General features: G+C 53.8%; 10 protein-coding genes and 2 tRNA genes. 5 read left to right on the plus strand and 7 right to left on the minus strand.

Going from position 1 to position 11,541, the window contains the following annotated elements; all coding sequences use genetic code 11:
* Positions 1-477: 477 nt before the first annotated feature.
* The 3 genes from HZS52_RS22000 to gltX all read right to left on the minus strand — a co-directional run bounded on the left by HZS52_RS22000 (position 478) and on the right by gltX (position 2,296).
* Positions 478-553: transfer RNA gene (locus tag HZS52_RS22000), tRNA-Glu, on the minus strand.
* Between the two features lie 48 nt (positions 554-601).
* Positions 602-677, minus strand: a tRNA-Ala gene (locus HZS52_RS22005).
* Between the two features lie 134 nt (positions 678-811).
* On the minus strand, positions 812-2,296 hold the full coding sequence (gene gltX / locus HZS52_RS22010) for a glutamate--tRNA ligase (protein WP_190373696.1): 1,485 nt from the start codon (positions 2,294-2,296) through the stop codon (positions 812-814).
* A gap of 300 nt (positions 2,297-2,596) precedes the next feature.
* Here gltX and HZS52_RS22015 point away from each other — a divergent pair, with 300 nt between their 5' ends.
* Positions 2,597-3,121, plus strand: coding sequence for a helix-turn-helix domain-containing protein (locus HZS52_RS22015; RefSeq protein WP_027959719.1), 525 nt, complete (start codon positions 2,597-2,599; stop codon positions 3,119-3,121).
* A gap of 5 nt (positions 3,122-3,126) precedes the next feature.
* Here the strand turns inward: HZS52_RS22015 and HZS52_RS22020 are convergent, their stop codons facing one another.
* The gene (locus HZS52_RS22020) at positions 3,127-3,723 is read right to left on the minus strand and encodes a hypothetical protein (protein ID WP_159176414.1); all 597 of its coding nucleotides are present in this window, start codon (positions 3,721-3,723) and stop codon (positions 3,127-3,129) included.
* A 221-nt stretch (positions 3,724-3,944) separates the two neighbouring features.
* Here HZS52_RS22020 and HZS52_RS22025 point away from each other — a divergent pair, with 221 nt between their 5' ends.
* Entirely contained in the window at positions 3,945-4,751 is an 807-nt protein-coding gene (locus HZS52_RS22025) for a sulfite exporter TauE/SafE family protein (protein ID WP_161463337.1), read from the plus strand.
* A 198-nt stretch (positions 4,752-4,949) separates the two neighbouring features.
* The gene (gene dusA / locus HZS52_RS22030; RefSeq protein ID WP_223827991.1) at positions 4,950-6,023 is read left to right on the plus strand and encodes a tRNA dihydrouridine(20/20a) synthase DusA; all 1,074 of its coding nucleotides are present in this window, start codon (positions 4,950-4,952) and stop codon (positions 6,021-6,023) included.
* Positions 6,024-6,069: 46 nt separating this feature from the next.
* On the opposite strand, the gene HZS52_RS22035 is transcribed toward dusA, so the two are convergent.
* Positions 6,070-7,524 (minus strand): catalase, encoded by a 1,455-nt coding sequence (locus tag HZS52_RS22035; RefSeq protein WP_190373697.1) that lies wholly within the window; start codon positions 7,522-7,524, stop codon positions 6,070-6,072.
* Positions 7,525-7,876: 352 nt separating this feature from the next.
* Positions 7,877-8,908: a succinylglutamate desuccinylase/aspartoacylase family protein gene (locus HZS52_RS22040; RefSeq protein WP_009287287.1), complete on the minus strand. Its 1,032-nt coding sequence runs from the start codon at positions 8,906-8,908 to the stop codon at positions 7,877-7,879.
* Between the two features lie 206 nt (positions 8,909-9,114).
* Between HZS52_RS22040 and HZS52_RS22045 the strand changes: the two genes are divergently transcribed.
* Positions 9,115-9,726, plus strand: coding sequence for a TetR family transcriptional regulator (locus tag HZS52_RS22045; protein WP_039859306.1), 612 nt, complete (start codon positions 9,115-9,117; stop codon positions 9,724-9,726).
* Between the two features lie 76 nt (positions 9,727-9,802).
* Positions 9,803-10,732 carry an alpha/beta fold hydrolase gene (locus HZS52_RS22050; protein WP_027959766.1) on the plus strand — a complete coding sequence of 310 codons (930 nt, stop codon included), beginning with the start codon at positions 9,803-9,805 and terminating at the stop codon, positions 10,730-10,732.
* A gap of 55 nt (positions 10,733-10,787) precedes the next feature.
* Here HZS52_RS22050 and HZS52_RS22055 read toward each other — a convergent pair whose 3' ends face one another.
* Positions 10,788-11,474, minus strand: a complete 687-nt coding sequence (locus tag HZS52_RS22055) for a hypothetical protein (protein ID WP_009287285.1) — start codon at positions 11,472-11,474, stop codon at positions 10,788-10,790.
* Positions 11,475-11,541: the final 67 nt, after the last annotated feature.

Below are 11,541 nucleotides of genomic sequence, written 5' to 3' on the forward strand. Positions count from 1 at the left end.
AACTCTCCCCTTAGAGACCACCCCTTGCCCCTTCTGAGCCTAGGACGCTGCGATAGCCGGATGCAACATTGAAGGACTTCAAAAACGCCTAATTCGACTCCATTATCGCTTGACTTTTTTGCTTCTGGATCCTGCTCAAGGTTTTCCACACTATCTGTGGATAACCCTGTTCACAACCACTTCAAAACGTCCCGAAATCGCCATGGGCAGTGGGCCAGCCTTAAATTGGTTATTTTTTAACCTCCTGTAAGTCATTGTTTTTTAAAGACTTAAGTTCTGTTAAAGATTTTTTGCGTCAACAACAAGGGGTTGTGCACAACCTTTAAGCCAGAATCGCAAAAGTGGACAAGTCAAGCACAAAATCGCCCAAAAATTGTCGATTTGTAGCTCTTTTGTGAACAGCGGGAATACAAAAAGCCAGCAAATGAGAAGACTCATTGCCAGAGAAATAAACGATTAGGAGGGATACTGAATTAGTGGCGTCCCATAGGGGGTTCGAACCCCTGTTACCGCCGTGAAAGGGCGGTGTCCTAGACCACTAGACGAATGGGACGTATATCGAGCCGCTTCGCGAAAGGTACTGATAACAAGTACTACTAATTGGTGGAGCCTAGCGGGATCGAACCGCTGACCTCAACACTGCCAGTGTTGCGCTCTCCCAGCTGAGCTAAGGCCCCACATGTCACGAAGACGGAGCGTATAATACTGATTCCGCTGGCCTTCGTCAACAGAAAAAACGCCAATTTCCTAAGGATGAGAAATTGGCGCTAGCGCTATCTCATGCGCGGTTAGCTGATTTTACTAAACTATTTCACGAAGCGATCTCACGAAATTCTTTTTCAAAGCGCTTGGCCTGCTTTTTCGAGACGCCGCCCAATACCTCTATCGCACTACGCAGGCGTGCCCGGGTAACGTCTGAACCCAGAATCGCCATGGCGTCCATCACTGAGGTGCTGGACGCGCTGCCGGTAATGGCAATAAACACCGGCGCCAGAAAGGCTTTCATTTTCAAGTCAAAGTGCTCAGCCAGCGTTTTCACCTCGTTCAACAGCGCCTCTTTATGCCAAGCCGAAACGCCCTCGAATCGCCAAACAAGGAACTGAAGCAGTTTGACCAGCTCCTCTTCCTCGAGCTTCACGCTATCAAACGACGCTTCTGTTAGCGCCGGAAGGCCAGAGAAGAAGTGCCCTGCCAACGGCATTACCTGGGAGAGCGTCTCTACCCGTGGTCGCACCTGCGGCAGTATCTGCTTAACGTAAGCTTCATTGAAAGCCCAGTCACGCAGTGCGCTCAACAGTGCATCATCATCCAGGTCTTCACGGATATACACACCGTTTAACCAGGTCAGTTTCTCCAGATCAAATACAGGGCCACCTAACGAGACACGCTGAACGTCAAACTCCGCCATCATCTCTTGTAGACTGAATTTCTCGCGCTCATCAGGCATCGACCACCCCATCCGCCCCAAGTAGTTGGTAACGGCCTGGGGTAAAAAACCCATCCGACGATAATAATTGATGGAGGTCGGGTTTTTGCGCTTAGAGAGTTTGGATTTATCGGGGTTGCGCAGCAACGGCATGTGACAAAGTTGCGGCATTTGCCAACCAAAATACTCATACAGCAGTTGGTGCTTTGGTGCGGAGTTAATCCACTCTTCCCCACGCAGCACATGGGTGATCGCCATTAGATGATCGTCGACCACATTGGCGAGGTGATAAGTGGGCATGCCGTCTGATTTAAGCAGAATTTGCGCGTCCACCTGCGCCCACTCCACTTCAATCGTACCGCGCAGCATATCGTTGACCACACAAACGCCTTCGGCAGGCACCTTCATGCGCACTACATAAGGCCAGCCTTCCTGTTCACGGCGTGCTTGCTCCTGGCTCTCCAATGCTAAGTCAGCAGGCTTCAATGCCAGGTGCAAGCCCGCTGCCTTGCGGGTTTCACGCAGTTCATCAAGCTCTTCACTGGTGCGGTAACACTTAAATGCATGCCCGGCATCCAACAACTGCTGGGCGTATTGAGCATATATATCGCCACGCTCGCTTTGCCGATAAGGGCCGTGGGGGCCGCCAACATCCGGGCCTTCATCCCACTCAAGACCCAGCCAGCGCAGTGAATCGAGAATCATCTGCTCCGACTCAGGAGTAGAGCGCACCCGATCAGTGTCTTCAATACGAAGAATGAATTGGCCGCCGTGCTGACGCGCAAAACATAGGTTAAAAAGCGCGATGTAGGCCGTGCCAACGTGGGGGTCTCCTGTGGGAGAAGGTGCAATGCGAGTACGTACGGTCATGAAAACGTCCTATTGGCAAAAATGCATGGCGATATTATACGCACCTTAGGCGCAACCAACAGCGTCGCGCAGGGAACGACTAGCGCAAGAAAGCGTCAGAGAAATTAACTCAACGTTATTTGTCCACTAATGCGCGCTAAAGCACAATCGCTTAGTATGGCACTGCAGCAACATCTTGGGTGCATACCCCAAGCTTGAGATAGACCAATAAAGTATGTTCATAGCTCCACTATCTATATTAGAGAAATTTATAGTGGAAGACATTCAACGAGCTTGTTAGCTCATCATCAGGAAGACGAAATGGAATCGCTAGGCTCACGTATCAAGCAACTGCGGCTTAGGGCCAAGCTCAACAAAGCTGCTCTCGCACGCAAAGTTGGCGTGTCAGATGTCACCATTTCTTATTGGGAATCTGGGGCGATCAAACAGATCGGTCACGAACGCCTTGTGGCGCTCGCTGATGCACTCGACTGCTCCCTGGCAACTCTATTGGAAGGTGATAGCGCCCCCGAGCTATTAACGTTGACCCATACTGGTCCCCTCCCCTGGGAACAGGTACAGGCAACGACCATTAAAGTGCCCAGTCACCTCCCGCTGAACATCGACTGGAAAGCACCGTGCGTAATGGCAACACCCGGCCCAGGTACAGATTTTTCACCCGTTAATGCTGGTGACCTTCTGCTACTCGGGCCAACCCATGTGTTTCACAAAGCGGGCCACTATGTAGTGCAACGCGACGATCGTTTCGTCATTGAGCACTTCGCCAAAGCCCCAAGCGACACATCGATTCATGCAGTACTGCTAGCCCATTGGCATCCTGCCTAAAGCGTCTACCTCCCCGGACTCTCTAGCACCTCCACCTGGTCACGCGTTTGCCTTGGCTCACTCCCCACCAAGAAGCGTCGTGAGTAGGTGGCCACTTGGCCCAGCCCATGGCGGGATTGATTTACCAGCTCTCCCGCCAGGTGCTGGCCCTCGTGGCCAATACGCGCTTGAACGGTTTCCGGCTGCACACTGCCTTCGGAAACCTCAACCTGCACTATATAGCCACCATCGGGTAAGCCACTGCCAGGGCCAAATGGGCCCGCTGCGAACACGCCATTCTCTATACGCGTCCGCTCACGCCAACGCACGCCGCTGATCTCGCGTTCGACAATAATCTGTACCAGCGTTTCATCGGGCAAGTTGCTCTCGCCTTCCACCATTAAACGCCGATCACTGCGCAGCGATACATGCGCCATTATCTCGACGACAAGAGGCGCCACCTCTTCTGCCGCAGCCACGTCTATCTCAGCAGCTGTGGGCTCAGGGGCTGATGTTTGTTCTGCAGTTGATACCGACTCACTCGGCTCGTCTGTTTCGCCACAGCCTACCAGTAGCGCAACGGAGATCATCAACACACCAACACTGCTTAATACATTGCGCATATGCACTCCAAAATATTGCCCCGGAGCCTGTCAGGCTTGACCGATCGTCGCGAAAAGCACACGAATTTGCAGTAGATCAGCATTCAGTCTGACAGGCTCCTAGCAGCTTACCACTGCATAGCCGCCACCACAGTGGAATACTTGTATTGGCCCCGCGACAGGCACCGCTTCAGGTACAATATGCTTATCATGCTAACAAGACACTTTTAGGAGCAGCGGCTTTGGACATCATTTGGTGGTTGGCCTATATAGCACTGGGCGGTTTTGTGGGCTTGATGGCGGGCTTATTGGGGATTGGTGGTGGCGGCATTATGGTGCCAATTCTGACGTCGCTTTTTGTACTCCAAGGCGTGCCCCACGAGCACCTTGCCCACTTGGCTTTAGGTACCGCCATGGCGGCCATCATTCCCGCCTCTACCGCTAGCCTGCTTTCCCACCATCGGCACGGAGCCGTTCGCTGGGACATCGTGCGCTTTATTACCCCTGGCATATTAATCGGCACCTTTTTGGCGACCTTTATCGCTGCGCTGCTGCCCACCCGCGGCCTTGCCATCTTTTTCGCCTGCTTTATGGTGCTAATGTCGCTCCAGATGCTGGCAAACATCAAGCCCAAACCGAGCCGCGGCTTACCCGGCCCTATCGGCGTAAGCGGTGTGGGGTTGGGCATCGGTGGCATTTCCGCGCTCGTTGCTATTGGCGGTGGCTCACTAACAGTGCCCTTCCTCACCTGGTGTAACGTCAAGCTACCCCGCGCAATAGGCACCTCAGCAGCCGTAGGACTCCCTATCGCAGTTGCTGGTGCACTTGGCTACATAATCAACGGATGGTCTATCCAAGGACTGCCCAGTGCAGCGCTCGGCTACGTTTACCTGCCCGCGCTACTGCTCATGGCGCCCTTCAGTATCCTAACGGCTCCCATCGGAGCAAAATTAGCGCATAGGCTGCCCGTCAAACTTCTCAAACGAGTATTTGCGTTTATGCTGATGGGGCTGGCACTGCAGATGGTGTATGCGGTGTTTACTGCTTAAACCCAGGCTTTAGCGTAAGGTCCTTTCTCGGAATGCTAAAATGGGCAGTATATGAGAAACTGCCGTCCTTTTTACGGCGCTTGCGAATCGTTGCCATACTTGCCTCTCAGATGTACCAAATCAAAAGCGGCTCAAGTACCAAATATGTACCAACGAACCATGTAAAACGCCGCTCAACCACTGTAAACATGAACAGTTATGAATGATAACACAACCGCGCAAACCCGCATGAAGTCTGGCATTGCCCGCCCGGAGCTGGATAGAACTTTCTCCGTCGCGCCCATGATGGATTGGACAACCCGCGATTACAGAGCGCTAGCACGCACCTTAACCAAGCGTGCGCTGCTGTATACCGAGATGGTCACTACCGGTGCGATTTTGCACGGGACGCCCCGTGAGCGCTTTTTGGGCTATAACGAGGTGGAGCATCCGCTTGCACTGCAGTTAGGCGGCAGCGACGCCGGTGAGCTGGCTGAGTGCGCAGCGATTGCCGAAGCCTGGGGCTATGACGAGGTGAACCTGAACGTCGGCTGCCCGAGTGACCGCGTGCAGAACAACCTGATTGGCGCGTGCTTGATGGGCTACCCCGAAAAGGTGGCAGAGGCAGTGCGGGCAATGCAGGCTGCGGTGTCTATTCCGGTCACGGTGAAGTGCCGTATTGGTATTGATGACCAGGATGAGGACGCTGATCTTGAGCGGTTTATCGCTATCGTTGCTGACGCAGGCTGCGAGGTGTTTACCGTTCACGCCCGTAAGGCGTGGCTGCAGGGTTTGTCGCCTAAACAGAACCGCGATGTGCCGCCGCTTAACTACCCCCGTGTTCATCGTCTAAAGCAGAGCCGCCCTGAATTGCATATTGGCATTAACGGCGGGATTAAAACGCTGGCGGAGTGCCAAGCGCAGCTTACCCATGTGGATAGCGTGATGGTGGGGCGTGAGGCGTATCAAAACCCGTGGCTGCTCGCTGGTGTCGATGAACAGTTGTTTGGTGAGCAAGGCCCGGCAGAGAGCCGTTTGGATGCTGCGAACGCTTTCCGGCCGTATATTCAGCAGCGCTTGGATGAAGGCGCGAAGCTGAATCATATTACCCGCCACCTGCTGGGTTTATTCCAGGGTTGCCCCGGCGGCAGGCGCTTCCGGCGTCATTTGTCAGAACACGCCCATAAAGAAGGCGCAGGATTGCGCCTATTTGATGAAGCGTTAAGTTTAGTGCGTGAGCCAGAGGCTCAAGACACACAGCCCGCCGCCCTTTCTGCCCCCCTTCCCGCTTAAGCGTTGAAGGTGTGGACGGCGCGCCGTGTGCTTAAAAAGTCACGCGTTAGCCGCCTTTCACGCCTTTAGCGATGCGGTCTCCGACTTCCTGGTCAATATTGCGCCAATACTCAAACGCACGCTGAAGCACCGGCTCCGTAACACCATCCGATAGATGACCAACAACGTTCGACACCAAACGGGCACGCTGGGCGTCATCCATCACTTCACGCACCAGGGTATGGGCCTGCCCCCAATCGTCGTCATCGCGGCGCAGGGTGTAGGCGGTGCGCACAAAGTCACCACTCACTTCCCAGGTGTTATCCATAGGGTAGCGCTCAGCATCGGCAGAGGGGCCGCCTTTCGAGTTGGGTGCATAAACCGGGTCGGTGACATTTTGCACCCGCATCGCGCCATCTTTAGTGTAGCTGTGCACCGGCGACTTCGGCGAATTCACCGGGATCTGCTTATAGTTCACGCCAAGCCGCGCGCGGTGGGCATCAGCGTAGGAGAACCCACGCGCCAGCAGCATTTTATCAGGGCTTAAACCGGTACCTGGTACCATATTATTGGGCTCAAATGCCGCTTGCTCGATCTCGGTGTGATAATCCGTGGGATTACGATCCAAGATGAGTTTACCCACTTCAATCATCGGATAGTCCGCATGGGGCCACACTTTGGTCAGATCGAAGGGGTTATAACGGTAGGTCTTCGCCTCTTCAAACGGCATGATCTGCACTTTCAGCGTCCAGCTGGGGTGATCGCCATTTTTAAGGGCTTGATAGAGGTCGCGGGTATGGTAGTCAGCGTCTGCGCCAGCCATTTTGTCCGCTTCTTCCTGGGTGAGGAAATCGATTCCCTGGTCGGTTTTAAAATGGTACTTGACCCAAAACCGCTCACCCTCTGCGTTGATCCACATATAAGTATGGCTGGAATAGCCGTTCATATGACGCCAGGTTTTCGGGATACCCCGATCCCCCATCAGCCAAGCCACTTGGTGAGCCGATTCAGGCGACAGCGTCCAGAAATCCCACTGCATATCATGGTCACGAAGATTGGTATCTGCGCGGCGCTTTTGCGAGCGGATAAAGTGCTGAAACTTCATCGGGTCGCGAATAAAGAACACCGGTGTATTGTTCCCCACCATGTCGAAGTTGCCTTCTGTGGTGTAGAACTTGATCGAGAACCCGCGCGGGTCACGCCATGTGTCCGGGCTACCCCGTTCGCCGGCCACGGTTGAGAAGCGCATCAGTGTTTCAGTGGTCGTGCCCGGCTGGAACACGGCTGCCTTGGTGTACTTGCTGACATCATGAGTCACTTCAAAGCGCCCAAAACCGCCGCCACCTTTGGCGTGAGGCTGACGCTCGGGAATACGTTCACGGTTAAAGTTTGCCATCTGCTCAATCAAGTAGTGATCGTTGAGCAGAATCGGGCCGTTGGGTCCTATGGTAAGCGAGTGTTCGTCACTGGTGACCGGTATACCCGCATCTGTCGTGGTGTGATTAGGTTTATCGCTCGTCATCGCTTTTCCTCCATGTCACGGTAGACGTGGCGTTTGATCGCCACTCGTTCGAGTCCGATGAAAGCCTAGCTATTTGTTTTTAGGCTTTGTACGAAAACTGTCTGCGCTCGACAATACGGCGTTAAAAATCGCCTCAAAATGCTCATTTACACCCCGTAAACTCCGCTTTTTCGTTGATTTTTGCCTTGTCTAGTCTTCGCTCGCCGACTTTTCGTACAAACCCGAGTTGTTATCATTTTTAGCAGCCGCTAACAAAGCCCGTCCTTAGGTATAGTCAAATGGCTACTGATTTGCCATTTATAGTAGCTAATCCTTAACTATTGAAGCGATAGCGTTGAGTTATGAACTACGATTAATAAAACGAATCAGGTGGCGGCACCAAGCTTGAGTTAAAGCTCTCAATAGCCGTTTCTGCCTCATCAATTTCATCAAAACGGGCAATATGGAATAGCGCCTCTCCTTCATTGGCCAGCGGCAAGCGACTCATGCCAATCACAATACCGTCGGCAGCGGCGCGCACTTCGCCTTCATCATTGCCAAAAGGGTCAGCGACTTTGCCCAGCACCTCGCCTTTCGCAACGCGGGCGCCTAGGCGCACCTTGGGGCGCAAAATGCCGTCGATAGGTGCCCGAGCCCAGCTTGACCCTTTGGCAAGCTCCGCGGGTGCTGGCGTGCGGCGGCGTTGTTCGCCGGTCAGCATGCCTAGTCGGCGCATGACTCGCAGCACACCGCGAACCCCTGGGGCAATCGCCCACTCGTCAAAACGCAGCGCCTCGCCGGCTTCATAGGTCAGCACTGGAATCCCGCGGTTCTGAGCGTAGTGGCGCAGGCTACCTTCACGCAGTTCCGCATTTAGCACTACGGGCGCACCGAAAGCATCGGCCATACGCTCGGTTTCGCTTCCAGGACGGAGCTGGGCACGAATTTGCGGCAGATTAGTGCGGTGGATTGCACCGGTATGTAGGTCAATAATATGGGTAGCGTGATCGACGATTTGTTCGCGAAACAGATTTGCAATACGGCCGCCAAGTGACCCCGACTCGCTGCCTGGAAAACAGCGATTTAGATCACGCCGATCAGGCAAATAGCGGGTTTGCTGCAAGAAACCAAGTACGTTTACAACCGGCACAGCGATCAAGGTACCGCGGATACTACTAATCGCTTTCGCGCGCAGTACCCGGCGGACAATCTCCACGCCGTTGATTTCATCGCCGTGAATGCCACCACATACCAACAGCACTGGTCCATCCTTACGGCCATGAACGACTTCGACAGGAATATGCAGGGGCGTATGGGTATATAAGCGCGCCACCGGCACATCAACTTGTAAGCGTTGGCCGGGCATAATGGTATGTTCGCCCAGCTGAAAAGGAGCTCGCGCCATGCTTTCTGTCCTGTTTTTTTAATTCGTTTTGCTCACGACATTAGGGCCAGATTCATTGCCTGTTTATACGCTTTCAGTCGTGAAATGACGAATTTGTTAACCCACGTTATGAGATGGCTCATTTAACCATACAGTTTTGAATGTAAATGTTCTCCCTCTTAGGTTAAAATATGACCATACTGTGTCGATAATGAGGTTGCATTTCCATGGCAAGAAAGACCAAAGCAGAAGCGGCTGCTACACGAGAAGCACTGCTTGAAGCTGCTGAAGAGGTATTTTTTGCCAAGGGCGTGGCGCGCACCTCCTTAGAGCAAATTGCTCGCCATGCAGGCCTTACTCGCGGCGCCGTTTATTGGCACTTTAAAAACAAAGGCGACCTGTTCATGGCGCTGGTTGAACAGGTGCGTATGCCCTTCCAATCGCTGATGGATGAGGTCGACAAAGCCGACGCCGAATTATCACCATTGGAGTCTATACGACTGGCCTGCCATGCGGGTTTAGTGCGCCTTGAGCAACCTTCTTATCAGCGAATACTCTCCATCCTGCTGCATCGCTGCGAGTTCTTCAGCGATATTAACCCGCTCGACATGCAGGAGCAGATCGGCAACGAGTGTTTTGAAGAGATGCTGAATGTCTTTGTGCTCGCTGAGCAGCAACAATTGTTGCGCGAAGACCTTAGCCCCGAAATTGCAACGCGCTTGATGCAGTCCATGCTGGGAGGCCTGTTCCACGACTGGCTACGTAACCCCGGAGCTTTTTCGATTCGGGAACGCGGTGGCGAGCTGATTGATACCTCTATTCGCATGATGCAGCGTTAAACATTGCACCCACTCTCGCTGCAATGCAGCAAGTATGCTTATACTGGCCCCACTGTTCTAGCCGTGTGAGTACCCTATGGATGCCTTGGAGTTTGTTCGCATACGCGAGTTAGAAGTCGCCGTACGCATTTGGAACCCTACTGCCCCCCGCACTTTGATCGCCTGGCATGGCTTTGCTCGTCACGGTGGCGACTTTAGCGCGCTGGCGCGGGAACTCGGCAGTGAATGGCGGATTATCGCCCCAGACACCCCGGGCCGTGGCTTATCAAGCTGGTCGCTTTTCCCTGCTCACGACTACCTTTATAGCCATTATGTGACAGTAGCAATCGCACTGCTTGACCACTTTGAACTCGATTACATCGATTGGCTGGGCACCTCGATGGGTGGCCTGCTAGGCATGTTGATCGCCGCTGACCCACAACACAGTGGGCGTATTTCCCGGCTGATTCTTAACGATGTGGGCCCCGAGCTGAACACGCAGGGTCTTATTGGTCTCTCCAGCTATTTCGGCGTTACCCACCGCTTCTCTAACTTCAGCGAACTCCAACAAGAGCTCAATCAGCACTACGCTAGTTTCGGTATTACCGGTGAATCCGCATGGCGCGAACTAGCGCTCAACAGTGCCCGTCGGTTACCGGATGGTAGTTGGACGTATCACTTTGATCCGCGCATCGGCGAGCAGTTTGTACACGATACGCCGCGCGACATGTGGGCAGACTGGGCGAACATTCGCTGCCCGACGATGGTGATACGCGGTGAGGAGTCCACACTTTTAGACCCGGAAACACTACCGCGGATGACCGAAGCACAGCCTAAGCTTGTGACGCTTACAGTGCCTGACTGTGGTCATGCGCCCATGCTGGATAAACCAGCACAGGTAGACCCCATTCACGACTTTTTAAACCGCCCCGCTCCTCGTCCTACCTCCGTTGATAAGACGCAAAACGCCACTGTCTGGCAGCGTGCAGTGCAGTGGCTGACACAGCAGTGGCGGCGTTGGAAATAACCGGGATGCCTAGCATTTAGGCTTCCCGGTGACGCCCCTCAGATAGAACGTCGTATTAGTGGGAGGTGGAGTAATGGGTTGAGTGGCGATTTTTCTGGTTTAGCCGCAGTCTATTCAAACGAACTCGCGTTTCGAGATACGCCTTCTCAGAGACGCTGCGATAGGCGCCCTCTTCAGGTAAGTACTTCACCAGCACTCGGCGCTCCCCCTGTACAGGTAGGGCATCGTGCTTGCTCAGCAGTTTGACCCTGCTATTGGGCTCATTATCAATGACTGCGAACGCCTGCCCACCAGTACCTTCGCGCTCAGTCACCACCACCGTTTGCCCCAGTAAACAGCGGCGCGTGAAGGGGCGATAACGGTGCAGCCCACGGTGCAAGGCCTGGCAGAGCATCGCCGCCAAAGGCGAAGCAACCACCAGCGTAGCCCATAGCACCAGCACCCCTACCGGTATACGTATCAAGCCAAGCGGTAGCCACCGCAATACCAGTAGTTCGATCACCAATGTAAGCACTGCTGCAATGGTCAGAATCACCGTCAAGGCCAGCGTCGCGGGAACCCCAGCGAAGCCTAGAGAAACCAGCGTGCTGGCGAGATGGTCTTCTTTGAGGCTATCGCGTTCAAACAGCTCCAGAGGGGCTAAACGGATAATCACTAACAGCCAGTAAAGAGCCAACAACCCGAGTAGCAACGTAAAGACGATGGTCGGAAACTGCGTAGCAGCGTGCAGTAGATCGTTCATGATGGCGCCTCCCCCGGTACTTAGCCGGTGATGTATTGTTACTTCCAGCTTAGTCCAGATTAGCTTT

This window comes from Vreelandella titanicae, assembly GCF_014697095.1.
Classification (GTDB): domain Bacteria; phylum Pseudomonadota; class Gammaproteobacteria; order Pseudomonadales; family Halomonadaceae; genus Vreelandella; species Vreelandella titanicae.